Source organism: Brenneria nigrifluens DSM 30175 = ATCC 13028 (genome assembly GCF_005484965.1).
GTDB lineage: Bacteria > Pseudomonadota > Gammaproteobacteria > Enterobacterales > Enterobacteriaceae > Brenneria > Brenneria nigrifluens.
In genome coordinates this window covers 2186984-2212020 of record NZ_CP034036.1, presented here as the reverse complement: position 1 = coordinate 2212020, position 25037 = coordinate 2186984, and the positions used below count along the sequence as shown (strand labels likewise).

Below are 25037 nucleotides of genomic sequence, written 5' to 3'. Positions count from 1 at the left end.
ATTTTGGGGCATGATCGGCCTGGCCTACACAGGGTTAAGCGGCATTGCCTGGGCGGAAGACCCCGTCAGACAAAACCTGTTGCTTAACGTGGTGGTGAACGGCCAACAACGCGCCGGCGTTGATGATTTTGTCGAAGATAACGGAACGCTGTTCGTTACCGCGCCGCAGCTCACCCGGCTGGGACTGATCCTGCCGCCCTCTTCGGCCAGCACGGGCGATGAATTGGTCGACCTCGCCACCATCCGCGACTGGCGTTACCGGTTGGACAGTGAAACGCAAACGCTCTATCTGCAGGTTCCCAACCAGAATCTGGTCGCGCAGCAGCTAAACGCGCCGCAAACGCCGGACAGCGGCGCAGTTGCGCACAGTGATAATGGCGCGGTGTTCAATTACGACACCCAAATAACCCGCTATGACGGGCAGCTCAGCGATAGCACCACGGGCGATTTACGCTTGTTTGGCAATTACGGCGTGTTTGAAACCAGCGCCGTGCGCACACACAATCCTTACCTGCGCCGTACCGTGCGGCTAGACAGCACCTACAGTATTTCCGATGTGGAAAAACTGCGCACCTACCATGTCGGCGATTTTATCAATAGCGGGCTGCCCTGGACCCGGCCAATCCGCATGGCGGGTATGCAGATGACCACCAATTTCGGCCTGCGCCCGGATCTGGTGACCTTTCCCCGCCCCGGCATCACCGGCGAGGTCGCGGTGCCCTCATCGGTTGATATTTACATCAACGGCATCCATCAGTTGTCCAGCCGGGTAGAGCCGGGCCCCTTTGAAGTCAGCCAGTTACCGGTTACCAGCGGCGGCGGGGAGATCGCGATGGTGGTCAAGGACGCCAGCGGCCGGCAAACCCGACAGACGCTGCCTTTTTATACCGGCGCGTCGCTGCTGCAAAAAGGGCTGGACTCGCTGGCCGTGGAAACGGGGATGGTGCGCCGCCGCTACGCCACCCGCTCCAGCGATTATACCCAGAGCGCCGCCGCCCTGAGCTATCGTCGCGGCGTAACCGACGGGATGACGCTGTCCAGCCATTTCGAAGCCACCGAAAAGCTGGCCATGGGCGGGATCGGCGCCGATCTGTTGCTCAGCCGCCATGGCATACTCTCCGCCTCGTTGGCGACCAGCCAGTTCGGTAGCCGGCAGGGCAACCAATATGGGCTGGGGTTTTCCCATCTTCTGCCGGCCATGAACTACGGCATCAGCATTCTACAGGCGGATAAAAATTTCTATGATATCGCCGCCGCCAACGACGACACCATGCCGGGCAGCACGCTGCGCGCCAGCATCGGGTTTCCCGTGCCGCCGGGCAACGGTTCGTTCAGCCTGATCTACGCCAAGAGAATGGTCAATTTTTATAATGACTATTATTTAACCTCGGAACGCATCGCCACTTCGACCTTGTCGGCCACCTACTCGGCTTCGCTGCCTTATGATTCCTATGGCTATGTCACCCTGTTGCATGATTTCGACAATCATCAGGGAAGCGGTATTTTTATCGGTTTCGCCATCCCCTTCGGCCGCAGAGCCACGGTTAGCGCCAATAGCAGTATGAGCAACGGTAATCACTATCAGACCGTACAGGCGCGGCAATCCGCGGTACAGCGCGGCGATATCGGCTGGAAAGTCGCCAATCAGAGCGGAAGCCGCGCCCGGCAAAATATGGCGTTGGATTACAAATCTCCATGGGGATTGATTGGCACCGAGATCGAACGCAGCAAAGAAGGAAATGCGCTTCGCGCCAGCGCGCAAGGGGCGATTTCCACCCTTGGCGGTCATTTTTTCGCTTCGAATACCATTTATGACAGCTTCGGCGTGGTAGAGACCGATGGCTTACCCGGCATTACCGTATTGCAGCAAAACCGTCCTCTGGGCAAGACCGACCGCAACGGCGTGATGTTTATTGAGCAACTCAACGCCTATGAAAATAATCATCTGTCGATTAACCCTGACGACGTGCCGATGGACGTTTCGCTACGCTATACCGAACTCAACCTCACCCCCGGCGATCGCGCCGGCATCCTGGCCAAATTTCCCGTTCGCCGCAGCAACAGCGCCACCATCCGGCTGATTGACGCAAACCATCAGCCCTTGCCTCTGGGCAGTAGCGCCGTCCTGAACGAGAACGGCGTGCAACAGGTGGTCGGCTATGACGGGATTGTTTTCTTTGAAAATCTGGACCCGCATAACACGCTGGCCGTAGAGCGGAATGAACAGCCCGCCTGTCGCGTCGCGTTTGATTATCAGCCCCAGGCCAACGCGATCCCCGAAATCGGTCCGTTGATATGCCTTAGCGGAGAAAAGCCATGAGATTAACCACGTTATTGTTCCTGCTCGCCCTGCTTCCGGTAAAAGCGCTGGCCTACAGCTGCGCGATCGACGCCACGGCGTTAAGTTTCGGCGCCATAGAAGGGATTACCGGCGTCTCACAGCAAAGCACCGCCACCCTCACGGTGAAGTGTCAGGCGGATACCGGCGCGGACAGCACCATCAGCTATCAGATTATGATTGACGGCGCCGAGACGGGGGAACAGCGCCAAATGACCGACGGAAATAACACCACCAATTACCAGCTCTATACCTCGAACAATTACCAGCAGATCTGGGACGGCAGCAGCGGAGCGCTGACGGACAGCTACACGCTGACCGCCAACACCAGCGAGACGCGCACCTATACCGTATATGCCCGAATGACGCCCTCTTTTCAGGATGCGCCAGGGACATATATCGATACCCGTAGCGTAAGTCTGCTGTATTAGTCGAACGGTATGCGCCCCACCTTAATGGGGCTCGTCAATACTGTGCGCCGCGATGGACGCTTAAACGTAGACGTTGATCTGGTTGGTCGCCGTCGGACGATTAATGCCGTCCGCCGCGGGGGAAATAATATCGGCGGCGCTGTCGTAGCCGGTTGCCTGACCGCGCCGCGACTGTAGCGTGGAAAGCTGCCGGCGTAGCGTTTCGATTTGCGTTTCCAGCATTTTATCCGCCAGCTGCGAGGCTTCATTATCCTCGGACGCACCGGAAGAGGCGTCCTGGTTGGCCTGTCCGGCCAACGACTGCACCCGGGCAATCCTTTGTACGTTATCGTGGCTGCTGATAGGGTTATATGGCACTGAAGAAAATGTGCTGATAAGGTTCATTGTTCTTCCCTCCATTCATCCGCCTGCTCAAAAACTACTTTGAGTATAGGACAGTTGAATAACGGGATATTTAAGATTTTGTCTGAAAAATCGGCGCCGGGCGGACCATCAGATTTCGGGTGAAAAACACAAAGCAATTTCGCTACAGTTTTCGCAGGAGGGTGAACGGCAGATCAGCTCGCCCTCCTGCGCCAGACAAACCTGGCGGTAGAAAAATTTTTTCCAACGCATGTTGTTCGCATTCATGGCGATCAGCGGCGCAAAACAGGTTGCCATCATCTCGCGCAGTTCCGCGCGCGACGACAGCCCTAAATCCTGCCACAGATGATTAAACCCCATCGACGCGCCTGCGACCAGGCGGTGCATCGGCGCGGCGTCCGGCGCCATATATTGCCTCAGCCAGTCGGCGAGCTGTTCACACTCCTGACGGCGCGGCATCAGCAGGCGCGTCAATAGCTCATCCTGTTGCTGTAGATGCCGCGGCCGCGGCTGCGACGCGGATAAGCCTACCCGCAACAGCAGACCGCGCCAGGCGGCGTCATCCAGATTCATCCGCGTCGGGAAGCGGGCCTGACCGCGCAGGTGATGGCCGACCAAGGCGCGAAGCCATGTATCCGTCGTCCGGGCGATAACCATTATGCCACCCCCTTGCGGACGCCCCCCGGCTGAACGCGCTGGGCGCGCCACCGTTCAAGCGTTTCGCGCACCGGCTGCCATGCGCCGCTGACGCAAGGCTCGATGCCGGCGGACTCCAGCCGTTGCCAGGGCGCCAGGCCGATACGGGCGCAAAATACCGCTTTGACGTCCGCCAGCAGCGCGATAAGCCGGTCGAGCCGCTCGCCAGGTTCCTCATCCTCCCCGCAGTCGGCCGGCCCCCGGCAATAGCGTTGGGTAAAACGCTCCCCCAGCGGAATGATGCCGGCTTGGGAAATACTGAAGATATGAAAACGGTCGACATGCCCGAAATGCTGGTCGATCACCTCGCCCTTGCCGGTCGCCACCGCCACCAGACAGGCATCGGGTTCTTCGGACTCCCCCTGCGAGGCGATGCTGGCCTGAATGCTTGCCCGGCGAAACAGCGCCGGCAGCAAGGGTTCATTTTTTTCCGGCAACGAGGCCAGCGGAAATTCCTGGCTACGGTCGTCGCCCAGCATGCCAATCGCGTCGGCGCGGCATTGACGGCAGTGGGCCATCTGCGGCATGTGCTGGCCGCATCGGCCGCGCACCTCGCTCAACTCTTCGCCGTCGGGTTCGCGTACGCCCTGCAAACCAAACTGCGTGCCGTGCTCCGGCCGTGAAATCAGCGGCATGACATTGTGCAGCACCGCCCCCCACTGACGAATCTGCAAACTGACCTCATTCAGATGCCGCGCGTTGATCTGCGGGATCAGCACCGAATTCACCTTCACCATGACGCCGCGCTCGGCCAGCTTGCGGATGCCCTCGCCCTGCCGCTCTATCAGCAGATCGGCGGCCATACGCCCGTGCAGTTTGTCGCCTTCATACCACAGGTGGTGGTAAATCTTTTCCGCCACCACGGCGTCAATGGCGTTCACCGTGACGGTAACGTGGTCGACCCCGATATCAACCAGCCTGTCGATCACATCGGGCAGCATCAACCCGTTGGTCGACAGGCACAGTTTGATATCCGGCAGTTCCGCGCGCAGCCCTTCCAGAGTGTTGAACGTGCGGGCGATATTGGCCAGCGGATCGCCGGGTCCGGCGATACCGATAACTGAAAGCTGGGGGATTTGCGAGGCAACATACCTGGCTTTGGCTATCGCCTGTTGCGGCGATAACAGCTCGGAGACCACGCCGGGCCGGGACTCATTACTGCAATCGTATTTCCGGTTGCAGTAATTGCACTGCAGGTTGCAGGCCGGCGCCACGGCCAGATGCATTCGTGCATAGCGGTGATGCGCCAGCGGCGAATAGCAGGGGTGGCGGGAAACTTTATCCGCCTGTAAAGGCGTAAAGTGCGCCCTGTTCATCGGCCCGCATGCGCGTCGGCCTGAAGATGATGCGTTGTCTGCCATAGGCTTAATCCCCGGTAATGTGCGAACCTCGTCTCATTTTCTGCAAACGCCATGCCGGGAAGAAGAAAATAAAAACCCTCTATTTAATAGAGGGTTAACTGTTAGCTAAGGAGCTTGATAAGCGACATTGTCGGACAATGTACCGAATGCGACATTGGCGCGGAATGCCGACGGAGGCCTTACATACGCTGCATATTGATATTCATAATCTGAATACGGTAAGCCACCTGCCGGGGCGTCATGCCCAATAGCCGGGCCGCCTTGGCCTGTACCCAGCCGGTGCGTTCCAGCGCCGCGATCAGCCGCTGCCGTTCATCCTGAATATTTTCAATTCCCGGTTCGCTGCCGCCGGCGGTTGGCGCGTCGCTGGCTTTGTTGCCGTTAAACGGCATCAGGGCGTTTTCCCTGTAGTTGAACAGGATCACATCTCGGTCGATCAACCCGTCCTCCACCATCACCGCCGCACGCTCCAGACAGTTTTCCAGTTCGCGCACGTTGCCCGGCCAGTCGTAGTTCATCAGCAGCCGTAGCGCGCCGTCGCTGATATGCAGCGTCCGCCCCTGGCGTTTACTCAGCTTGGCCAGCAGAAACTGCGCCAGATCCTGTACATCCTCAATCCGCTCGCGCAGCGGCGGTAAAAAGATAGGCATTACGTTCAGACGGTAATAGAGATCCTCGCGGAAATTGCCGGCGCGCACCTCGTCTTCAAGATTACGATTGGTGGCGGCGATAATGCGCACGTCCACTCGCAGGGTCTCGTCGCCGCCGACCCGTTCCATTTCTCCCTCCTGCAGGATGCGCAACAGCTTGGCCTGAAACGAGGCGCTGCTTTCGCCTATCTCATCCAGAAACAGGGTGCCGCCGTCGGCCAGCTCAAAACGCCCTTTGCGCTGTTTCACCGCGCCGGTGAACGCGCCCTTTTCATGGCCGAAAAGTTCGCTTTCCAACAGTGAGTCCGGCAGCGCCGCGCAGTTGAATTTGACAAAAGGCGCGCCGGCGCGCGGGGAGTTGTAGTGAATGGCGTTGGCGATCATCTCCTTGCCGGTGCCGCTTTCGCCGCGGATCAACACCGTGGTGTCCCAGCGCGATACCTGGCGCATCGTGTCGAAAATATGCCGCATCGGCAGACTTTTACCCACGATGTTGTCAAAGCCGTACTGCTGCTGCACTTTTCTGCGCAAGCTGTCGCGCTCGGTGCGGAGCGCCTCGCTTTCCCCATTGGCATGGCCGACCAGGCGGACGGTTTGCGCTATCAGATTGGCGACCATTTCCAGAAAACGGGTGCTGGAGGGCAGGCGGTCCTCATGCAGTTCCATCGGCTGCGCGGCCAATACCCCCAATGGCATCTCGTCCGGTCCCGGAATGGGCACGCAGATAAAAGGCAGCGCGTAGTCATACAGGTTAAGGCGATCCAGAAAGCGCGGATCGTCCGATACCCGGGGTAAAACCAGCGAAGTCCGCTGGCTCATCACCGAACCTAAAATCCCTTCGCCAACCCGGTAGCGAACGCTCCGCCCTCCTTTGATGACCTGGGTATCCGCCCCTTGCAGCGCCTCGATGAATAACGACGCGCGATCTTTGTCAAACAGGCACACCATGCCGTACTGCATAAAGGCATGGTCGTGCAGCGCCTGAATCATCGCCTCCAGCGTATGCTGCAAATCCAGCGAATGGCTGAGCGCCACGCTGATTTTATGCAGCGCGACAACCTGTTGTTGCAGATCCAGGCGGCGGGTCACCCGTTCTGTCGTCGGAAAATGAGCCATTTTTTCATCCCCTCGAAGTGGCGGTATCGGTGAGGCATAAACCATCTAGCGGCAGGGCGAGCATCATCCTGGTTGCACCGGATGAGATGTTCTCGATATTGACCGTGCCGCCCAGCTGCGACGCGATCATCTGAATCAGACGTAACTCCATGCACTGCCCGGTAGCCAGGATTTCCATCATCGGGTGCGGCGCATTCCGTGCCGCTGGCGGCAGGTTATCGCCGACGGTAAAACAGATGCGGCGGCATTGCCGGGCGGCGCGGATCTCAATCACCGTCTCGGCCTCCGCGCTTGCCGACAGCGCCAGACAGCGGTCGAGCCACAGGCTGAGCGCGGTCAGGATCAGCGTCCGCTGGCCGCGCAGCGTTAAATCCGCCGCGGAGCACGACCAGACCAGTTTCCCTATCTTGCCGATGCGGTATTGATAGAGCTCCGCCAGATCCGCCAGCATCGCGGCCACCGGCCAGCTGTCCGGCGGTTCATGATGCATTGAAGGACGGCATGCCGTCAGACGGGCTATCGCCTCTTTGCCCTCATGCCACGCCGCGCGCAGCGCGACGCTGTCGGCATCGGGGTTCAGGCGCAGCGCGGCGGACAGCATATTTAACGGGCAACTGAGCTGGATCAGCGCCGCGTCCAGCGTTTCGCGGATAGCCGCCATCATCTTATTGACGTTAATCAGGCGTTCGAGCTGGGCGCGCCGATCCTGGTTGATCTGCCGCTGCTGCTCGGTGCAGTCCACAATCATCACCAATCGCCGCGGCGGCGCGCTGTCGGTGAAATAGAGGCTGGCCTCTTCGTTAACGGCGTGCAGCGGCCAGCAGCTGACCGAAAACCAACGCTGCGCGCCGCGAATGGTCAGCGGCAGCAAGGCGTCCGGCGCCGCACGGTTTAACCCGTCCAGCAATACCAGTGGTTCCCGGCCTTCGCAGTCGGCGCTGAGGGTTTTATAGGCCAGATTATCCATCACGATTTTCTGCTGGCCGTCCACCACCACCACGGCGGCCGGAATATTGTTCAGCACGGCGGAGATCAGCGTCATCTGGTTACGCACCCGCTGCGCCAGCGCGTAGCGTTCGCTGATATCCTTATGCATCCCGAGATAGTGTTCGATTTCACCCTGCGCGTTGACGATGGGGGAAATGGTGATTTCCGCCAGATAAAGCGACGAATCCCGGCGCCGGTTTATCAACTGGCCGCTCCAGGCGTTACCGGCGGTTATCGTTTCCCACATCGACTGATAAACCGATTCCGGCGTCTGATTGCTGGAAAGCAGATTGTGATTGGCGCCAATCAGCGTTTGCCGCGTATAACCGCTCAGCGCGCAGAATGCCGGATTGACGTAGACAATGTTCGCCTGCGGATCGGTAATCGAAATAGCGACCGAAGATTGCTCCACGGCGGTGTGAAACACCGCCGCATGCAGCCCCTTGCCCCCCCAGGATGATGTAATCAGCTGTACATCATCCAAGACCAATGATGAACTCATCCTGGCTCCTCCGGTTTGCATTGCGGATTCTGTCGGCTTCATGACAAATTGTCAGATTGCGGGACAGCCGTAGAACGACACGAAATAACCATAAAAAATGTGCAAGATTCATTCCTTGTGGATAAAAAAACGCCGAAACCTTGATCTTGATAGGGGTTTTGGCCCTGATAAGGGGATTTGCCGCTGTCTGTGAGCGCAATCACATCGCCTGGATTTTCCCCTCTGCGCATTTTTGGCGCAGGGTATTGCCTCCTTATCGCGCATTAATTGAGCTGAATAAACTGGCATGGCTTTCGCAATACCCTTGGCGGCTATGTGACGTCGGGGGAATAATATGAAAGAGATACTGCTAATCATGCTGACCAATATTCTGGTCAATAACGTTGTACTGGCGCGCTTCCTGGGGCTGTGCTCCTTTATGGGCGTCACCAATCAGGTACACGCCGCCGTCGGCATATCCGTCGCCACCACCGCGGTCATTACGCTGGCCGCCGGGCTGAGCTGGATGGTCGAATCCTGGATCCTGATACCGCTCGATCTGGAATATCTGCGTCTGCTGTCGGTGATTCTGGTAATCGCCTCGCTGGTGCAACTGATTGAAATGGTGATGGCGAAATACAGCCCGGCGCTCTACCGCACGCTGGGGATCTTTCTTCCGCTGATTACCACCAACTGTGCCGTGCTCGGCGTAGCGCTGCTGATACTTCAGGAGCATCTCGGTTTCACCCACAGTGTGCTGTTCGGCTTTAGCGCCTCGCTGGGGTATTCGCTGGTGATGGTCATCTTCGCCGGTTTGCGCGAGCGGCAGGCCAGCGCCTTGCCGCCGCTGCTGTTTAAAGGCACCCCGCTCAACTTTATTACCGCCAGCATTCTGGCGCTGGCCTTTACCGGCTTCGCCGGTTTGTCATCATAGGGAGACGGCGATGATTTTACTGGTGCTTTCCCTGCTCGCCATCCCGTTTATTTCCGCGATAATCGGCGCACTGCTGGGCTATGCCGCCATCTACCTGAAAGTCGAAAGCGACCCGATGGTGGAAAGCATTGTGGCACTGCTGCCGAGCGGACAGTGCGGCCAATGCGGCTATCCCGGCTGCCGTCAGGCCGCCGTCGCCATGGCCGGCGGCGAAGCGGCCGTAACCATCTGCTCGCCCGGCGGAAGTATGGTTGCCCAACGCATCGCCGCATTATTGGGCGTCAATCTGGAGGATAACGGCCCTCAAGGGCCGGTGGTGGCGGCGATCGCCGCGCCGGACTGTGACGGCTGCGGCCGCTGCTTAAAACAGTGCGCGTTTGACGCCATCGTCGGGGCGACCCGTCAGCTGCACGGCGTACTCAGCGAAGACTGCACCGGGTGCGGCGCCTGCCTGGCCGCCTGCCCTAATAGTTGTATCAGTCTTTACGCCGATCCTCATCTCACCCCCGCGGTCGTCAAACCGGGTTTACCTTTACGTCAGGAGGCGGATTATGCTTAAAGCCCTCACCACGCCTCACGGCGGCATTCGGCCTTATAGCCACAAATCGTTAACCCGTCACCAGGCCATCCGTACCCTCGATACGCCGGACAGGCTTACCCTGCCGCTACGCCAGCATACCGGCGCCCCCGCGCTTCCCGAGGTACATGTAGGTGACACCGTCACATACGGTCAGTTGCTGGCCCGGCCGTTCGGCCGCATGTCCGCGCCGTTGCACAGCCCGGCGCAGGGTATGGTGACCGAGGTGGTTCCCGGCGAGTCCGGTTATATCCGCTTGCGCGTTTTGCCCTCCTCGGCGCCAGCCGTACGGCTTGCGCTCCCGGAGGCCCCGCCCGCGGAGCAAATGCTGTCGCTGATCGCCCAGGCCGGCATTGTGGGAATGGGCGGCGCGATGTTCCCGGCGGCGGATAAAATCCGCCTGGCCATGCGCCATCAAATCGACTATCTCATCATCAACGGCGGCGAGTGCGAACCTTATATTACCGCCGACGAGCGCATGATGCAGGAGCAGGCCGAATTCCTGATCGGCGGCATCCGCTATTTGCAACAGCTGACCAGGGCCCGGCACGTCTATATCGGCATTGAAGACAACAAAAGCGAGGCGATCCGGCGTCTTGACGGCTTATGTCAGGATGAGGAGGCGATGGACGTGGTCGCCCTGCCTTCGCTCTATCCGATGGGGTCGGCCAAGCAGCTGATTGAGGCGGTGACCGGCCGGCAAATTCCGCACGACAAACGATCGCCGGAAATGGGCGTGCTGGTGCAGAACGTCGGCACCTGCATCGCCATTTTCCACGCCATTCGCTTTCGTCAGCCGCTGACCCACCGGGTGATCACCGTCAGCGGCCGGGCGATTGAACAGCCAGGCAACCTGCTGGTGCCCATCGGTACGCCGATAAACGCCATTATCTCCGCCTGCGGCGGCATGAAAAGCACCCCCGCCAGAATCATTCTGGGCGGGCCGATGATGGGGCGGGCGACCACCGACCTCAACGCGCCGATCACCAAAGGCACCAGCGGCCTGCTGCTGCTGACCGAAGATGAAATCCCCCAGCCTCACGCCAGCGCCTGCCTGCGCTGCGGCCGCTGCGTCGATGCCTGTCCGATGGGGTTGGCCCCGCTGGCCATGCTGGCGGAGCTGAAAATGGATGCATTGAATAATGCCCGGAATCTGGGATTAAACAGCTGTCTGCTGTGCGGTTCCTGCTCATGGGTTTGCCCGGCGGTGCTGCCGTTGACGCAGTTCTTCGACTGGGGACAGCAGCAGCTAAGGCTGGAGCGGCGCCAGGAGCAAAAAATAGCGCGCGCCGGCGCCAATAGTCTCCGCCGGCAGGCGCGCCTCGCCCGCGAAGCCGCGGAAAAGGCGGCGGCGAAAGCCGCCAGGCCGCCGCGCCGCCGCGCTGCGCCAGATACGCCGCTGGAGGATCCCGCATGCTGACATCACCCCACGTGCATCAGGGACTCAGCACTCAAAACCTGATGTATAAAGTCAATCTGGCGCTGCTGCCGGTGGTGCTGCTGGGCATCATCCAGTTCGGCGCCCCGGCGCTGATGCTGATGTTCGCCAGCGTTGTTACCGCCCTGCTGTGTGAAGCGCTGTGCCTGCGAATGCATCCGCTGGCCCTCGGCCATGTCTTTGACGGCAGCGCGCTGCTGACCGCGTTGCTGTTTACCCTCAGCCTGCCGCCCCATGCCCCGCTGTGGCTGGGGGCGCTGGGTTCCGCCATCGCCATCCTGCTGGGTAAGCATATCTATGGCGGGCTCGGTCAGAATCTGTTTAACCCCGCCATGCTGGCGCGCGTCGTAGTGCTGATCTCCTTTCCTGTGCAAATGACCCACTGGGTCGTTCCCAGCGAGTTCTGGCACGGCGCGGTCTATTCCCTGCATACCGACGGCGCCACCGGCGCCACCCTGCTGGGCGCGTTCCGCGAACGTCTCCAGGTCGATTTTTCATGGCAAAACGCCCTGCTCGGCACCCATAACGGCAGCTTTGGCGAAACATCCACCCTGCTGCTGGCGCTGGGCGGGCTGTGGCTGTTGCAGCAGCGTGTTTTCAGCTGGCATGCGCCGGTCGCCATGCTGGCCGGCTGCCTGTTTCCCGGCCTGGTGCAATGGCTTATCGCGCCGGAGACGATTTTGCCGCCGATGGCGCAACTCACCACCGGCGGGCTGATGCTGGGGGCGGTTTTTATTATCACCGACCCTGTGACCGGCCCCGGCAGCCCGCGCGGCCGCCTGTATTATGGCGCGCTGGCCGGCCTGCTGGTCTGGGCCATCCGCAGCTTCGGCAATTATCCCGAAGGGGTCGCCTTCGCGGTGCTGCTGGTTAACGCGGTGACGCCGTTGATCGATAACTGGACCCGGCCGCGCGCCTACGGCTATCAAACGCAGAAGGAGAAATGACATGGCCTCTGCCTTTTACCGCGGGCTGAACTGGCCGCCGCGCGGCCACCCGCTGAACCTGAGTTTACTGCTTGGCGCCTTTACCCTGCTGGTCAGCCTGATGATCGGCGGCGTCTGGTGGGCAACCTATCATGAAATTGAGCTGCGCCATCAGGAAGACACCCAGCGTCAGCTGGCGGCCGTCTTCCCGCCGACGCTGCACGATAATCCGCTCAGCGACAGTGAAATCACCCTGACATTGGAAGGGGAAAACGTGCGGATTTACCGCGCCGCGCTGCAAGGCCGACCCAGCGGCGTGGTGATGTTTGGCGCCGAAAGAGGCTACAGCGGGACGATCTCCCTGCTGATTGGCATTAATGCCGACGGCGAACTTACCGGCGTGCGCACCATTTCCCACACCGAAACGCCGGGGCTGGGGGACAAGATCGAGCTCAGCCACGGCGACTGGATCCTGGGTTTTAACGGTAAATCGCTGCAAAACACCACTGAGAAACAGTGGCGTGTCAAAAAGGACGGCGGCGACTTTGATGCCTTTACCGGCGCCACCATTACCCCGCGCGCGGTGGTAAAAAGCGTTCACCAAACGCTGCTGTTGTTCCAGCACCACCGGGCCGAATTGCTTGGCTTGACGGAGGAAAAAACCAATGAGTGACATTACCGCGGCCGCGCCGGCGGAGCGACCCGCCTATCGGGATATTCTGGTCGGCGGCATCTGGACCAACAATATCACCTACGTACAGATCCTCGGGCTGTGTCCGCTGATGGCGGTAACGACCACCGCGACCAACGGCTTCGGCATGGGGCTGATGACCACCGCGGTGCTGGCGGGGGCGAATCTGCTGGTGTCGCTGCTGCGTCATATCACCCCGCACCAGGTTCGTATTCCGGTTTATATCCTGATCATTTCCAGCCTGGTGACGCTGCTCGACCTGTCGATGAATGCCTGGATGCACGATCTGCACAAAATACTCGGCCTGTTTATTCCGCTGATTGTGGCGAACTGCGCCCTGCTGGGCCGGGCGGAATCCTTTGCCGCCCATAACCCGCCGTTCGCCGCCACGCTGGACGGCATGGCGACGGGGTTGGGCTTTACCCTCGGAGTCACCTCGATGGGCGCCATCCGCGAAATCATCGGCAGCGGCACGCTGTTCAGCGGAGCCGAACAGCTGCTGGGTCCGGCATTTCATTTTCTGGAAATGCACCTGCTGCCGGACTATGACGGTTTTCTGCTGATGCTATTGCCGCCGGGCGGTTTTGTGGTGATGGGACTGGTGCTGGCGGCTATCCGCGGCGCCAAAGTGCTGCGCTACGGCCGCGACGTATTGAAGAAAGAATCGTCGGGTTCTGGCTGCGGCGCCGGATGTGGAGGCTGCCGCGGATGAAATTCACCATCGCCCACGCCAACGGTTACCAGAGCCGCTGCATCGACATGGAGATGCCGGAGCCCGTCACGCTGCGAGAGGCTTTTCTGGCCTCGCCGCTGCCGGCCTTGTACCCCTGTCTGGACCCGGATGTGCACCGGATGGGGATTTACGGCCGCCTTTGCTCCCCGGACAGCGAAGTCCGCGAAGGCGATCGGGTGGAAATCTATCTACCGATTGAACGCGCCGCCGCGTCGGCGGACGATGACGATGACGATGAGTAATGTAACCGCCCTTTTTCGGACGTCCTTTTAAGGAGAATGTAAACCATGAGCACTATCGGCATTTTTTTCGGTACTGACACAGGTAAAACCCGCAAAGTCGCCAAGCTTATCAAGCAGAAGCTGGGCGAACAGGCCGCCGATCCGGTGAATATCAACCGCGCCTCGCTCGACGATCTGCTGGCCTACGATATCCTGATCCTCGGCACGCCCACCCTGGGCGACGGGCAACTTCCCGGCCTGGACGCGGAGTGCGTGAGCGAGTCATGGGCGGAATTCGCCGATGAGCTGGCAAACGCCGATCTGAGCGGCAAAACCGTCGCCCTGTTCGGGCTCGGCGATCAGGAGAGCTATCCCGATGCCTTTGTCAGCGCCTTGGGCGAGCTGTATGACATCGTCAGCGAGGCCGGCGCCAATATCATCGGCGCCTGGCCGGCCGAGGGCTATACCTTTACCGACTCCGCGGCGTTGGAAAGCGGCAGCTTCGTCGGGCTGGTATTGGATCAGGATAATCAGCAGGATTTAACGGAAGAACGCGTTACGCGGTGGGTTAGCCAGCTTCAGGCTGAGATCTGATTGCGACAATTGAAGTTGTGCCACAATCCTACTCTTCGCTTTCCTCTCTATCATCTATCATGGTCGATTCTGTTATCCCTGCGCAAGCAGGGATTCGCTTCAGCACATGACATTTTTATTTATGCTTATTTCAGCGCCATGGTGAACTTTAGCGCAAGATACTGGTTAGCGTCCGATCTCGTGATCGTCCGCCACGGTGTCTTTTATCAGTAATAGTGTCTTTGAAAAACTAATCAGATGTCACCGTTGGCCACCCTTGAACGACTTTTCCGCCGTGCGCGCAACCGTCTCCCATCCTGACCACTGGTTTACCTTCTATGGTGAAGATGGATGAACCCGAAACCAGACCATCCGGCATCCCGACACCCGTACACAGCGCTTTTCCCCCCACCACGGCGACAGGAACACCATTGATAGTGACAATCGACTGTCCGGCATCAATAATCGGCCCACCGACATGCGGCACCGGACCAGGTTCAACTTTCGGACAAACATGCATATGCCCCAATATTGCGACTGGTTTTCCCATACGATTATCCTCTTTATAGCAAATAAGGTCTTTTCCGTTTTTCTGCTTGCGCATCGGCAATACTTTGATTGACACGAATACGACCATTAAAGTCGCCACCATTTACCCAGGAAAAAAGACAAGCGTCTGTCCGCTGAATAAACGGATTAAGTTCAATCAGTGTCGTAGTAAATTTCCCATCCTGATAATCAATGGCAACGTCTGCAACGACGGAATCGAGATGCAATACAGGCAAGAGTTTTTGCAAAAACATAATCAGTTGGAGGCGTATTTCATTTTCCTTTTCTTTTAGAAACGGAAAGTATTCCAGACAATGATATTGAGAAACACCAATGACTTTAGCATCCCGAATGAAACATCTGAATTCTCCCCAGCGCGGAATATCGCGCCATTCCCTCAGGAACAACCAAACAGGTGTTGACGATTGCAGGCAATCCCAAAGATAGGATGCGACGCGGCGACTAGATACCGACAATTGTTTTACTACTCCATCAACCGTATCCAATCTAGAAAGGGAAGCATCATGGTAGCTGACGCCACCGAACCGCACAAAAACAGGCCTGTTAAACACTGACAAAGCATATTCGATATCATCATGTAATTGTACAGAAAAAACCGGCTTTTCCTGTAGCTCTCTGGCGGTCATAAACTCATCGGTACTCGCTCCGATGGCAATAACGTCTCGCTCATGGAGTTCAAATCCCTCACTGAGAAACGATAAAGCCAACAGGTCTTGCGGCCAGTTATCAATAAATGTTGCCTTATGTTCAGAATACATGTTCGACCAACCTTAACATCCTGTATTGATGATCTATTGGTAGATATTACAACTCATCTTCCGATGTTGGCATGCTTAGAAATTCTTTCAATGATCGAGCAATAAACCCTAATCCTTCACCTACAACTAAATTATCTTGAGAGTACATCCAATGAAAAACATTTTGATAGGTTGGAGATTCACGCCTTACATCGTAGACCAGATACCCATCAGAAAAATCATCATAATCACAGCCAATAATAATTAATCCTTGAGAAAGGAGAAAACGGTGATCATATATTGATTCCTGCAATAATTTCGTAGAATCAATTACTTCTTCAGAAGGAAACAGCACAGACATTAACACTTTTAGACTTTTATTATTGTATTTTGCTAGAAAATAACCACAATCATCCTTCGGCCATGATGTTTGATTTCCTGTAAGAAAGATATAATCTCTATACTCATTCGGTAATGTTATGGATAACTCTTTTTCAATATTAATTACAAAATCATCGATTTTTTTTCTTTCAACGGCAATTTCGGGGTCACTCATTTCCCATTTAAGTAGATCTTTTTCCTCAATATCCATTTAAAAATCTCCACTACGCCACATTGAATCTCCACCCGGATGTGGGGTGCCACCATTTGGTCTGCCTAATTCTTTATCATCAAATGCAGTATGAACTTTCTTGTCAACAAGTGTCATGTTAACACCATCAGGTTCATGGTGCCATGTACCAACTCGTTCATATTCCATATTAAATTTTTCACCATATTTTTCACCATATGCAGATCTGGATGCAGCAAAGTCACGTGTTCTGGAACTACTCATTTCAATTTCTACTTGATATGGTTTTCCCGAAGCATCAGCGATAGGTTTACCATCTTTTATGGGAGGAAAACCTGAAAAATCAGGATGGCCGTCTTTAAAAGGAACGCCCTCTTTCCCATGACGCTTCACTGCCTCATAGAGGCTTTTGTTTTTCTCTGGATCGGGCTTATACATCCCCGTACCCGGCGGACAAGGTTTACCATCAGGTCCAACCCAACTTCCTTTTTCAGAAGAGGGGAGTCGTCCTGCATCCATGGATTTATCATTTTCAAATTTTTCCCGAGCCAGCTTTTTGCATTCTTCTGTTTTGCACTTTCCAAGCTCGTTACATCCTGTTATTGACAGTAGCATATAGAGAAATTACAACTCATCTTCCGATGCTGGCGTATTTAGAAATTCTTTCAATGAGTGAGAAAGAAATCCCAAGCCTTCACCAACAAAAACATTATCGATAGAATAACGCCAATTAAATAAATGCTGATATGTCAGAGAGTCAGGCCTTACATCATATACTATATGTGCATCAGTCGCCCCATCATAATTAACACCAATAACAATTAAACCTTCTGGTAATATAAAGCGGTGCTCATAAATAGATTCCTGAGACAATTTTGTTATCTCAATAATAGACTCGCAGCTATAAAATCCGTCCACATACACGACTCTACTTTCATCATTATATTTAGCCAAACAAAAATCTTTATCTTCCACTGGAGAAATAGCTTGATCATTAGTTAGAAGAAGGAAGATTTTAAATTCACTAGGTAAGTTAACGTTTAAAACCGATTCAACATTTTTTACTTTCTTTTCGATGTTAACAGGATCTTGCTCAAAAAGAGTTTCATCCATATGCCAATTCACCAAGTCTTCTTTGACAATGCTCATATCAATAATCCCCACTTCTCCACATAGAATCACCACCAACATGTGGAGTGCCGCTGTTAGCCATACCAGTTTCAGCATCAGAATATGCCGTATGAATCTTTTTATCAACAAAGGTCATAGTTACTCCATCAGACTCATGATGCCACGTACCAGAGCGCCATTCAGCATCAGATAATGTTGAGTTATATTTATCAGAAAATGTTTTTTTAGCTTTCTTAAAGTCAGATGAGTTACCAGTCATATCAATCTCAACCTGATATGGTTTGCCATTTTCACCAATTGGTTTACCATCTTTCAAAGGCGGAAATTCTGAGAAGTCAGGATGCCCATCTTTAAACGGGATACCATCCTTCCCATGGCGTTGTACCGCATCATACAAACTTGGGTTTTTCTCGGGATCTGGCATATATTTTCCAGTCCCTGAAGGACAAGGGTTACCATCTTTATCTACCCATTTTCCCTTATCAGACGACGGTAGTCGGCCAGGATACATAGATTTGTCGTTTTCAAATTTTTCCCGAGCCAGCTTTTTGCATTCTTCTGTTTTGCACTTTCCAAGCTCGCTGTCCAATTTTTCCTTTTTTCTCTTGGCTATCAATTCTTTCCAGTATTTTTTTGCATTTTCACGCGTTGCTGCAAATACTTTCGTATTCAGCGCAGCTTTGGCCTTAGATAAGGCTTCCGTCACTTTTTCAACTTTTACCGCTATTTTCCCTGCTTTCGCGGCATCACCCGCTATCGGGATAAGTCCCAATACATCCAGTGCGGCTCCACTCCAGTCGCCTTTGAAAAGCGAACGTCCCAATGACGCTATATCTGCCGCCGTACCAAACGGTGGCGGTGCGGCGCCAGCGGCTGCCAAGCCACCATCAATAATAAGCTCACTGTATTGAGACTCCATTTCAAGCACTTTCTTGCGATCTGCTTCAATTTCAGGACTCTCACTCCTTGCTCTGATATTCGCCATATTATTCTCCCTGTCGTCTCACCGGCTCCAGTAATTCGGATGACTCTGCATCAGCGCCTCAACGCCCTGCTCTTCGCTGACCTCGGTAAACAGCGCAGCCAGACGTTCATCTTCGCCCCGCGCTGTATCCGCAAGGATTTGCTTAAAGCCATCAAACTCAAAGAAGTTCGACCCGACACCCCACATGAAATACAGGAAATTCGCCTGATTCGTCGGTTTATGGATATGGAACTTTTTCGCTATCTCCCGACCATTCAGCGTCATCGTATACAGGGTTTCCGGCTTATGCCCTTGCTTGTGCTCCGGCAGGGTTTCTTCCATCACTTCATCCACAAACCACCGGGAAAAATCGTTATCGCTCATCAGATGCGACTCCATTTGCAGGTCATCAAAGTGCCACATGTTCAGTGCTCTCCTCCTGGTTTGGGGTAACCGGCAATGCCAGCGTAGTTACATTTAATCCGCGGGCATCATGAGTGAAATGCATTAACTGCGCCGGCTCATCGGTGGTTTCCGTATAGACGGCATAAAGCGGGGCAAAGAAGTCCGCCTGCTGCTCTGGCGTCAACTGTGGAATAAACTGGTTGAACGTCTTAGGCTGGTAAAAACGGAAAAAGTAGGTTTTACCGTTATTGATAACTTTGGTGAACTTCTTGAAATGCCTGACCAGCGGTATCAGCGACAACGTGCTGCGCACAATGATGCCCCACTGCCGCTGCCCCAATATTGCGACTGGTTTTCCCATACGATTATCCTCTTTATAGCAAATAAGGTCTTTTGCGCTTTTCTGCATGTGCATCAGCAATGCTATGGTTGACGCGAATACGGCCATTAAAATCGCCGCCATTTACCCAGGAAAAAAGACAGGCATCCGTCCGCTGAATAAACGGATTAAGTTCAATCAATGTTGTAGTAAATTTCCCGTCCTGATAATCAATGGCAATGTCTGCAACCACGGAATTCATATGCAATACAGGCAATAGTTTTTGCAAAAACATAATCAGTTGAAGGCGTATTTCATTTTCCTTTTCTTTTAGAAACGGAAAGTATTCCAGACAATGATATTGAGAAACACCAATGACTTTAGCATCCCGAATGAAACATCTGAACTCTCCCCAGCGCGGAATATCGCGCCATTCCCTCAGGAACAACCAAACAGGTGTTGACGATTGCAGGCAATCCCAAAGATAGGATGCGACGCAGCGATTTGATACCGACAATTGTTTTACTATTCCATCAACCGTATCCAATCTAGAAAGGGAAGCATCATGGTAGCTAACCCCCCCAAATCGCACAAAAGCAGGCTTATTTAATACTGACAAAGCATATTCAATATCATCATGTAATTGCGCAGAAAAAAATGGCTTTTCCTGTAGCCCTCTGGCGCTCATAAACTCATCGGTACTCGCTCCGATGGCGATAACGTCCCGTTCATGGAGTTCAATACTTTCACTCTTGAACGACTGAGCCAAAATATCTTCCGACCAGTTTTCAATAAACGTTTTTTTGTACTCAGAGTACATGCTCAATTAACCTTAATATCCTGTTATTGACAGTGGCATATAGAAAAACTACAACTCATCTTCCGATGTTGGCGTATTTAGAAATTCTTTCAGCGAGTGGGCCAGAAACCCCAATCCCTCACCGATGACTAAATTGTCAACATAATATCGCCAATGAAATACATGTTGATAAGTAGGAGAATTAGGTCTTACGTCATAAATAATATAGGCATCACCATCATCATCGTAATTTCTTCCTATGGCAACAAGGCCATTTATTAAGCCATTTTCGTCAGAATCTGATAACATATTTTTTTGTGAAATTAATCTTTTACTATTAGACAAAACATTCACAAGAACGACTATCACTTTTGAATTATACCTACATAAACAAGATGATTTATCGTCAATTGGACTGCATGATTCATCATTTGTCAGAGCGAGAAAATCTTTATATTCTTTAGGCAAATTTACATTTAGCCTATTTTCTATAGACAAAATGCTAGCATTTACTTTTATCTCATCAGGAATAAATTCATCATCGCTAACCACCCAATTTTTCAGGTCTTCTTTTTCAATATTCATATTAAAAATCCTCACTTCGCCACATTGAATCGCCACCTTTATGAGGGGTTCCGCCATTAACTTTACCCGCTTTATTATAAGCAGTATGTATATCAATATCCACGTAACTCATGGTTACTCCATCAGGCTCATGGTGCCAAGTTCCAATATCATTTTCGTCTGGAGAAAGTTTTTTTCCATATTTTTCATTCAGAGCACTCTTAGCTTTTGTGAAATCAGTACGATCTCCCCTCCTATCTATTTCTACTTGGTAAGGCTTATCTCCGTTACCAAACGGCTTTCCATCTTTCAAAGGCGGAAATCCTGAGAAGTCAGGATGCCCATCTTTAAACGGAATACCCTCTTTACCGTGGCGCTGAACTGCATCATAAAGACTCTTGTTCTTCTCCGGATCTGGCTTGTACATACCAGTACCTGGAGGACAAGGTTTTCCATCTTTATCTACCCAGGTTCCTTTTTCTGACGATGGAAGACGGCCAGGATCCATGGATTTATCATTTTCAAATTTTTCACAAGCCAGCTTTTTGCATTCTTCTGTTTTGCACTTTCCAAGTTCGCTGTCCAATTTTTCCTTTTTTTTCTTGGCTATCAATTCTTTCCAGTATTTTTTTGCATTTTCACGCGTTGCTGCAAATACTTTCGTATTCAGCGCAGCTTTGGCCTTAGATAAGGCTTCCGTCACTTTTTCAACTTTTACCGCTATTTTCCCTGCTTTCGCGGCATCACCCGCTATCGGGATAAGTCCCAATACATCCAGTGCGGCTCCACTCCAGTCGCCTTTGAAAAGCGAACGCCCCAATGACGCCACATCTGCCGCCGTGCCAAACGGTGGAGGTGCGGCGCCAGCGGCTGCCAAGCCACCATCAATAATAAGCTCACTGTATTGAGACTCCATTTCAAGCACTTTCTTGCGATCTGCTTCAATTTCAGGACTCTCACTCCTTGCTCTGATATTCGCCATATTATTCTCCCTGTCGTCTCACCGGCTTCACTCCGGGAACCAGTAATTCGGATGACTCTGCATCAGCGCCTCAACGCCCTGCTCTTCGCTGACCTCGGTAAACAGCGCAGCCAGACGTTCATCTTCGCCCCGCGCTGTATCCGCAAGGATTTGCTTAAAGCCATCAAACTCAAAGAAGTTCGACCCGACACCCCACATGAAATACAGGAACTTCGCCTGATTGGTCGGTTTATGGATATGGAACTTTTTCGCTATCTCCCGGCCATTCAGCGTCATCGTATACAGGGTTTCCGGCTTATGCCCTTGCTTGTGCTCCGGCAGGGTTTCTTCCATCACTTCATCCACAAACCACCGGGAAAAATCGTTATCGCTCATCAGATGCGACTCCATTTGCAGGTCATCAAAGTGCCACATGTTCAGTGCTCTCCTCCTGGTTTGGGGTAACCGGCAATGCCAGCGTAGTTACATTTAATCCGCGGGCATCATGAGTGAAATGCATTAACTGCGCTGGCTCATCGGTGGTTTCCGTATAGACGGCATAAAGCGGGGCAAAGAAGTCCGCCTGCTGCTCTGGCGTCAACTGTGGAATAAACTGGTTGAACGTCTTAGGCTGGTAAAAACGGAAAAAGTAGGTTTTACCGTTATTGATAACTTTGGTGAACTTCTTGAAATGCCTGACCAGCGGTATCAATGGCAGCGTGCTGCGCACAATGATGCCCCACTGCCGCATATAACCATCCGCCAGCCACCAGTCCAGCACATCACTGTGCGCATTAACCTGCACCAGATAGGGCGCCACGTGGCCGAGATTATCCAGCACCGACACATCAAACAGAGAACGATAAGCTGGCGAAAAACCCTCCAGACAGATGGCGATATCAGGGCTGGCTGCCGCGTTCAGCAACAGGTAGGTGTGAAGGGATTTTTCGTGCTCATCCACAATAGTGGATACGGGAGTGAATACCGTATGTTTCAGACCATCACTCACCGCGTCATAAGGCTTCTCTAACATATTGCCTCCCTGCCTATTTTTTCTTGTACGGACATTCTTCAGAGAACGGCTTGTCGCTGCTCAGCGCCGCTGCCTGCTCTGCTGCACCGCCGGACATATCAATGGATGGCGCTTTCAGTTTGATGCTCTTCGCCTGAATGGTCACACCGCCGTCATCGATGGTAATGGTGCCGCCCGGTCCGCCAATCACCATTTTTTCTTTAGCGTAAAGCGTATGCTTTTTGGTGCGGGAGAAAATGGCGCTTTTGCTCTCAATGTCGTATTTATCCCCTACCAATAGTTTCAGTACCTGACCGACAGACAGCGTCTGGGTATGACCGACCAGCGTATTTTTATACAGGCCAACCTGTTCGGTACTGGCGATACCGGTGGTGTCCGAACGAAACTTCTCGACGACCGTATTAAAAATGCCGGAGCCGGGCATCAGGCTGGAAAGCAGTCCGGCCAGAGATGTGCCTTTCGATACCATATCCAGCCCGGCTTTGGATTTGAATCCGCCCGCGTCAGTAAAGGACTTCCCGGCGGTCAGCGACATCGTTTCCGCCGCCGCGCCAACTTTATTGATATCATCGGCAAACTGCTCTACGCCCGGCTCGCCCACTTTGGCTGATTCTTTCTTCATGAATTTACCGCTGTTGGCTATCAGGCTGAACAAGCCGCCCAGCAATCCGAGTCCCTGTCCGCCCACCGTCAGATTCATGTTGCCGCCGACCCGGTGCTGGTGATGTTTTCCAATTTCCGTATTCTGATTTTCGCCGATACTCTCCACCACGCTGGAATCCACGCGTTTGGTCATGTCGTGCAATATCTTGACCGACATATCTTTCTGGGCGTGGATATGAATGTTTTCCCGCCCGGATTCATCCTCAAAAGAGAGTTCATTGAACCCGCTGCCCTGGTGGGTGTCGGAACGCAGCACCATCTTGGTCTTATGCTCCGGCAACACATAAGGCGTCGGATTGGTGGCATGGAACGTCCGCCCCGTCACTATCGGCTGGTCCGGGTCGCCCTCCAGAAAGCTCACTATCACCTCATGCCCGATTCGCGGGATGGCTATCAGACCGTACTGGCCTCCCGCCCACCCCTGGCTTACCCGCACCCAGCACGAACTCTGGTCGTCGCTCGCCCCGTAGCGGTCCCACGGAAATTGCAGCTTCACCCGGCCATACACGTCGCAGTAGATTTCTTCTCCCGCCGGGCCCACCACCGTCGCTATCTGCGGACCGTCCACCATCGGCTTGTGCGCCATCTCCGTCCGCCACGTCGTGCTGCCCTTCACCACGCTGAAACTGTTGCTCAGCGTCGTCGGCTCGCCGCCGCTTTCCTCTTCCAGCGCCTGCGGCTGTTGCCCGCTATGCGTGATGTTCACTATCTGCCAGGCGATATTCAGCGCCGCGTTCGGGTGCTCCGTAAGCGGGAACGCGCTGCCCGGCATCAGCCCCGCGCAGTTCGATTCGCCCCCGCCCGTTACCGCGCCGGCGCGCTGCGCGTCCAGACGGTAGCCGGTGAACGCCTTCCCGCTCGGGTCCTGTTTGAAACGCCCCGGATAGTCGTAGTGCTGGTAGCTCTCCCGCTGGTGCGCCAGCTCGCTGCCCTGTTTGCTGTGCAGCAGCCCGTACGCCGGGGTCTTGAAGCTGTAGTCCTTTAGCGCCACCTCCGCCATGCTCACCCGCTCCGCATAGTGGAAACGCCGCACATACGCCCCTTCCGACAGCCCCTGATTCGCCAGGTTGAAGAACAGCCCCGGTCCTTTACCCAGCGCCCCGGCGTCGTCGGCAAACACCACCCGGTGCTTCCCTTCCTCATATTCATGGAAGAAAAACATCCCCTCTTCCGCCGCCAGCCGGCTGACGAACGCCAGGTCGCTCTCCCGGTACTGCACGCAATATTCCCGCTGCCCATGGTCGTGGCGCAGCGCAAACGCGTAATCGGTTATCCCGGCTTCCTCCAGCAGCGTGCCGATAATCGCTTGCGGCTTCTGCGCCTGAAATATCCGCGCGTTGGTGCGCAGCCCCAGCCGCCACAGCGCCGGCCGCACCTCCGCCTGATAACGCGTGCGCCGAAAGCCGGTGTCGCCCTGGCTGAAGGCGCTGACGATGCCGCTCACCCGCCGTTGCAGTTCCCCCTCGTACCACACCAGCAGTTCGCACGGCTGGTCCAGCACCGCGCCGAAATCCACATCCGGCAGCGCGCTCGCCAGATTCAGCGCCAGGCTGAACGGCCGGTTCAACCCTTCGTCCAGCCTGAAATCCACCACCGCGAACGTGCTCGCCGGCAGCGCGCCGAGCGTCACGGTGAACTGTAGTCCCGTACTGTTTGCCACCTTGTACCTCCTCCCTCCGCCATGGCTACCGCACGCCCCGTTACCGCCCGGTGCGACATGCAACTACCCTGATGAAAAATAAAACGCCCGTGTTGCGGTCTGGGTCCGCCCACACCGCAGCACACGCAAAAAACCCGGGCAAGC

General features: G+C 54.6%; 29 protein-coding genes. 10 read left to right on the top strand and 19 right to left on the bottom strand.

Annotation, left to right across the window (positions count from 1 at the left end):
- Positions 1-10: 10 nt before the first annotated feature.
- Both EH206_RS10350 and EH206_RS10345 read left to right on the top strand, forming a co-directional pair.
- Entirely contained in the window at positions 11-2320 is a 2310-nt protein-coding gene (locus EH206_RS10350; RefSeq protein WP_009112714.1) for a fimbria/pilus outer membrane usher protein, read from the top strand.
- On the top strand, positions 2317-2769 hold the full coding sequence (locus tag EH206_RS10345; protein WP_009112713.1) for a spore coat protein U domain-containing protein: 453 nt from the start codon (positions 2317-2319) through the stop codon (positions 2767-2769). Before EH206_RS10350 ends, EH206_RS10345 begins: the two co-directional genes overlap by 4 nt.
- A 60-nt stretch (positions 2770-2829) precedes the next feature.
- Here the strand turns inward: EH206_RS10345 and EH206_RS10340 are convergent, their stop codons facing one another.
- The 5 genes from EH206_RS10340 to nifL form a co-directional block, all read right to left on the bottom strand.
- The gene (locus EH206_RS10340) at positions 2830-3153 is read right to left on the bottom strand and encodes a hypothetical protein (protein ID WP_009112712.1); all 324 of its coding nucleotides are present in this window, start codon (positions 3151-3153) and stop codon (positions 2830-2832) included.
- A 108-nt stretch (positions 3154-3261) separates the two neighbouring features.
- Entirely contained in the window at positions 3262-3789 is a 528-nt protein-coding gene (locus EH206_RS10335; RefSeq protein ID WP_009112711.1) for a nitrogen fixation protein NifQ, read from the bottom strand.
- Complete coding sequence (gene nifB, locus EH206_RS10330; RefSeq protein WP_009112710.1) at positions 3789-5189, bottom strand: nitrogenase cofactor biosynthesis protein NifB; 1401 nt, start codon at positions 5187-5189, stop codon at positions 3789-3791. The genes EH206_RS10335 and nifB overlap by 1 nt, the downstream gene beginning before the upstream one ends.
- A gap of 179 nt (positions 5190-5368) precedes the next feature.
- Positions 5369-6955 carry a nif-specific transcriptional activator NifA gene (nifA, locus tag EH206_RS10325; protein WP_009112709.1) on the bottom strand — a complete coding sequence of 529 codons (1587 nt, stop codon included), beginning with the start codon at positions 6953-6955 and terminating at the stop codon, positions 5369-5371.
- Positions 6956-6959: 4 nt separating this feature from the next.
- Complete coding sequence (nifL, locus tag EH206_RS10320) at positions 6960-8444, bottom strand: nitrogen fixation negative regulator NifL (protein ID WP_009112708.1); 1485 nt, start codon at positions 8442-8444, stop codon at positions 6960-6962.
- A 334-nt stretch (positions 8445-8778) separates the two neighbouring features.
- Between nifL and rsxA the strand changes: the two genes are divergently transcribed.
- The 8 genes from rsxA to EH206_RS10280 are packed head-to-tail and all read left to right on the top strand — an operon-like array spanning position 8779 to position 14537.
- Positions 8779-9357 (top strand): electron transport complex subunit RsxA, encoded by a 579-nt coding sequence (rsxA, locus tag EH206_RS10315; protein ID WP_009112707.1) that lies wholly within the window; start codon positions 8779-8781, stop codon positions 9355-9357.
- Positions 9358-9367: 10 nt separating this feature from the next.
- Positions 9368-9916, top strand: a complete 549-nt coding sequence (locus tag EH206_RS10310) for an RnfABCDGE type electron transport complex subunit B (protein WP_009112706.1) — start codon at positions 9368-9370, stop codon at positions 9914-9916.
- Positions 9909-11354: an electron transport complex subunit RsxC gene (gene rsxC, locus EH206_RS10305; protein WP_009112705.1), complete on the top strand. Its 1446-nt coding sequence runs from the start codon at positions 9909-9911 to the stop codon at positions 11352-11354. The genes EH206_RS10310 and rsxC overlap by 8 nt, the downstream gene beginning before the upstream one ends.
- Positions 11348-12319 carry an RnfABCDGE type electron transport complex subunit D gene (locus EH206_RS10300; protein WP_009112704.1) on the top strand — a complete coding sequence of 324 codons (972 nt, stop codon included), beginning with the start codon at positions 11348-11350 and terminating at the stop codon, positions 12317-12319. Before rsxC ends, EH206_RS10300 begins: the two co-directional genes overlap by 7 nt.
- A 1-nt stretch (position 12320) precedes the next feature.
- The gene (gene rsxG, locus EH206_RS10295) at positions 12321-12971 is read left to right on the top strand and encodes an electron transport complex subunit RsxG (protein ID WP_009112703.1); all 651 of its coding nucleotides are present in this window, start codon (positions 12321-12323) and stop codon (positions 12969-12971) included.
- A complete protein-coding gene (locus tag EH206_RS10290) occupies positions 12964-13701 on the top strand; it encodes an electron transport complex subunit E (RefSeq protein WP_009112702.1) in 738 nt (245 codons plus the stop codon). Before rsxG ends, EH206_RS10290 begins: the two co-directional genes overlap by 8 nt.
- On the top strand, positions 13698-13964 hold the full coding sequence (locus EH206_RS10285) for an RnfH family protein (protein WP_009112701.1): 267 nt from the start codon (positions 13698-13700) through the stop codon (positions 13962-13964). Before EH206_RS10290 ends, EH206_RS10285 begins: the two co-directional genes overlap by 4 nt.
- A gap of 45 nt (positions 13965-14009) precedes the next feature.
- The gene (locus EH206_RS10280) at positions 14010-14537 is read left to right on the top strand and encodes a flavodoxin (RefSeq protein ID WP_009112700.1); all 528 of its coding nucleotides are present in this window, start codon (positions 14010-14012) and stop codon (positions 14535-14537) included.
- Positions 14538-14766: 229 nt separating this feature from the next.
- Here the strand turns inward: EH206_RS10280 and EH206_RS10275 are convergent, their stop codons facing one another.
- Genes EH206_RS10275 through EH206_RS10210 form a run of 14 tightly spaced genes read right to left on the bottom strand, consistent with a single transcriptional unit; the run spans position 14767 to position 24893 of the window.
- Positions 14767-15066 (bottom strand): PAAR domain-containing protein, encoded by a 300-nt coding sequence (locus EH206_RS10275; RefSeq protein ID WP_009112699.1) that lies wholly within the window; start codon positions 15064-15066, stop codon positions 14767-14769.
- A gap of 13 nt (positions 15067-15079) precedes the next feature.
- Positions 15080-15844: a cell division cycle protein 123 family protein gene (locus tag EH206_RS10270; protein ID WP_009112698.1), complete on the bottom strand. Its 765-nt coding sequence runs from the start codon at positions 15842-15844 to the stop codon at positions 15080-15082.
- A 46-nt stretch (positions 15845-15890) separates the two neighbouring features.
- Positions 15891-16415: an SMI1/KNR4 family protein gene (locus EH206_RS10265; protein WP_009112697.1), complete on the bottom strand. Its 525-nt coding sequence runs from the start codon at positions 16413-16415 to the stop codon at positions 15891-15893.
- Positions 16416-17009, bottom strand: coding sequence for an HNH endonuclease (locus EH206_RS10260; protein ID WP_009112696.1), 594 nt, complete (start codon positions 17007-17009; stop codon positions 16416-16418).
- Positions 17010-17018: 9 nt separating this feature from the next.
- Complete coding sequence (locus tag EH206_RS10255) at positions 17019-17585, bottom strand: SMI1/KNR4 family protein (RefSeq protein WP_232216585.1); 567 nt, start codon at positions 17583-17585, stop codon at positions 17019-17021.
- A complete protein-coding gene (locus tag EH206_RS10250; RefSeq protein ID WP_009112694.1) occupies positions 17545-18510 on the bottom strand; it encodes an HNH endonuclease in 966 nt (321 codons plus the stop codon). Before EH206_RS10250 ends, EH206_RS10255 begins: the two co-directional genes overlap by 41 nt.
- An 18-nt stretch (positions 18511-18528) precedes the next feature.
- The gene (locus EH206_RS10245) at positions 18529-18912 is read right to left on the bottom strand and encodes a hypothetical protein (RefSeq protein WP_009112693.1); all 384 of its coding nucleotides are present in this window, start codon (positions 18910-18912) and stop codon (positions 18529-18531) included.
- On the bottom strand, positions 18899-19255 hold the full coding sequence (locus EH206_RS10240; protein ID WP_009112692.1) for a DUF4123 domain-containing protein: 357 nt from the start codon (positions 19253-19255) through the stop codon (positions 18899-18901). The genes EH206_RS10245 and EH206_RS10240 overlap by 14 nt, the downstream gene beginning before the upstream one ends.
- 13 nt (positions 19256-19268) lie before the next feature.
- Positions 19269-20033, bottom strand: a complete 765-nt coding sequence (locus tag EH206_RS10235) for a cell division cycle protein 123 family protein (RefSeq protein WP_009112691.1) — start codon at positions 20031-20033, stop codon at positions 19269-19271.
- A gap of 48 nt (positions 20034-20081) precedes the next feature.
- On the bottom strand, positions 20082-20597 hold the full coding sequence (locus EH206_RS10230; protein ID WP_009112690.1) for an SMI1/KNR4 family protein: 516 nt from the start codon (positions 20595-20597) through the stop codon (positions 20082-20084).
- A 1-nt stretch (position 20598) separates the two neighbouring features.
- Positions 20599-21558 carry an HNH endonuclease gene (locus EH206_RS10225; RefSeq protein WP_009112689.1) on the bottom strand — a complete coding sequence of 320 codons (960 nt, stop codon included), beginning with the start codon at positions 21556-21558 and terminating at the stop codon, positions 20599-20601.
- Between the two features lie 27 nt (positions 21559-21585).
- Positions 21586-21972: a hypothetical protein gene (locus EH206_RS10220; RefSeq protein WP_009112688.1), complete on the bottom strand. Its 387-nt coding sequence runs from the start codon at positions 21970-21972 to the stop codon at positions 21586-21588.
- Positions 21959-22570, bottom strand: a complete 612-nt coding sequence (locus tag EH206_RS10215) for a DUF4123 domain-containing protein (RefSeq protein WP_009112687.1) — start codon at positions 22568-22570, stop codon at positions 21959-21961. The genes EH206_RS10220 and EH206_RS10215 overlap by 14 nt, the downstream gene beginning before the upstream one ends.
- 13 nt (positions 22571-22583) lie before the next feature.
- Positions 22584-24893 (bottom strand): type VI secretion system Vgr family protein, encoded by a 2310-nt coding sequence (locus EH206_RS10210; protein ID WP_009112686.1) that lies wholly within the window; start codon positions 24891-24893, stop codon positions 22584-22586.
- Positions 24894-25037: the final 144 nt, after the last annotated feature.

Coding starts and splice junctions, on each gene's coding strand:
- EH206_RS10255 (WP_232216585.1), bottom strand. CDS start 17,585: ATGTTGGTGGTGATTCTATGTGGAGAAGTGGGGATTATTGATATGAGC.
- EH206_RS10285 (WP_009112701.1), top strand. CDS start 13,698: ATGAAATTCACCATCGCCCACGCCAACGGTTACCAGAGCCGCTGCATC.
- EH206_RS10270 (WP_009112698.1), bottom strand. CDS start 15,844: ATGTATTCTGAACATAAGGCAACATTTATTGATAACTGGCCGCAAGAC.
- rsxG (WP_009112703.1), top strand. CDS start 12,321: ATGGCCTCTGCCTTTTACCGCGGGCTGAACTGGCCGCCGCGCGGCCAC.
- EH206_RS10215 (WP_009112687.1), bottom strand. CDS start 22,570: ATGTTAGAGAAGCCTTATGACGCGGTGAGTGATGGTCTGAAACATACG.
- EH206_RS10300 (WP_009112704.1), top strand. CDS start 11,348: ATGCTGACATCACCCCACGTGCATCAGGGACTCAGCACTCAAAACCTG.
- EH206_RS10245 (WP_009112693.1), bottom strand. CDS start 18,912: ATGTGGCACTTTGATGACCTGCAAATGGAGTCGCATCTGATGAGCGAT.
- nifL (WP_009112708.1), bottom strand. CDS start 8,444: ATGAGTTCATCATTGGTCTTGGATGATGTACAGCTGATTACATCATCC.
- EH206_RS10240 (WP_009112692.1), bottom strand. CDS start 19,255: ATGGGAAAACCAGTCGCAATATTGGGGCAGCGGCAGTGGGGCATCATT.
- EH206_RS10350 (WP_009112714.1), top strand. CDS start 11: ATGATCGGCCTGGCCTACACAGGGTTAAGCGGCATTGCCTGGGCGGAA.
- rsxA (WP_009112707.1), top strand. CDS start 8,779: ATGAAAGAGATACTGCTAATCATGCTGACCAATATTCTGGTCAATAAC.
- EH206_RS10230 (WP_009112690.1), bottom strand. CDS start 20,597: ATGAATATTGAAAAAGAAGACCTGAAAAATTGGGTGGTTAGCGATGAT.
- EH206_RS10235 (WP_009112691.1), bottom strand. CDS start 20,033: ATGTACTCTGAGTACAAAAAAACGTTTATTGAAAACTGGTCGGAAGAT.
- EH206_RS10275 (WP_009112699.1), bottom strand. CDS start 15,066: ATGGGAAAACCAGTCGCAATATTGGGGCATATGCATGTTTGTCCGAAA.
- EH206_RS10340 (WP_009112712.1), bottom strand. CDS start 3,153: ATGAACCTTATCAGCACATTTTCTTCAGTGCCATATAACCCTATCAGC.
- nifB (WP_009112710.1), bottom strand. CDS start 5,189: ATGGCAGACAACGCATCATCTTCAGGCCGACGCGCATGCGGGCCGATG.
- EH206_RS10265 (WP_009112697.1), bottom strand. CDS start 16,415: ATGGATATTGAGGAAAAAGATCTACTTAAATGGGAAATGAGTGACCCC.
- EH206_RS10335 (WP_009112711.1), bottom strand. CDS start 3,789: ATGGTTATCGCCCGGACGACGGATACATGGCTTCGCGCCTTGGTCGGC.
- EH206_RS10345 (WP_009112713.1), top strand. CDS start 2,317: ATGAGATTAACCACGTTATTGTTCCTGCTCGCCCTGCTTCCGGTAAAA.
- EH206_RS10280 (WP_009112700.1), top strand. CDS start 14,010: ATGAGCACTATCGGCATTTTTTTCGGTACTGACACAGGTAAAACCCGC.
- EH206_RS10310 (WP_009112706.1), top strand. CDS start 9,368: ATGATTTTACTGGTGCTTTCCCTGCTCGCCATCCCGTTTATTTCCGCG.
- rsxC (WP_009112705.1), top strand. CDS start 9,909: ATGCTTAAAGCCCTCACCACGCCTCACGGCGGCATTCGGCCTTATAGC.
- EH206_RS10250 (WP_009112694.1), bottom strand. CDS start 18,510: ATGGCGAATATCAGAGCAAGGAGTGAGAGTCCTGAAATTGAAGCAGAT.
- EH206_RS10225 (WP_009112689.1), bottom strand. CDS start 21,558: ATGGCGAATATCAGAGCAAGGAGTGAGAGTCCTGAAATTGAAGCAGAT.
- EH206_RS10260 (WP_009112696.1), bottom strand. CDS start 17,009: ATGCTACTGTCAATAACAGGATGTAACGAGCTTGGAAAGTGCAAAACA.
- EH206_RS10220 (WP_009112688.1), bottom strand. CDS start 21,972: ATGTGGCACTTTGATGACCTGCAAATGGAGTCGCATCTGATGAGCGAT.
- nifA (WP_009112709.1), bottom strand. CDS start 6,955: ATGGCTCATTTTCCGACGACAGAACGGGTGACCCGCCGCCTGGATCTG.
- EH206_RS10290 (WP_009112702.1), top strand. CDS start 12,964: ATGAGTGACATTACCGCGGCCGCGCCGGCGGAGCGACCCGCCTATCGG.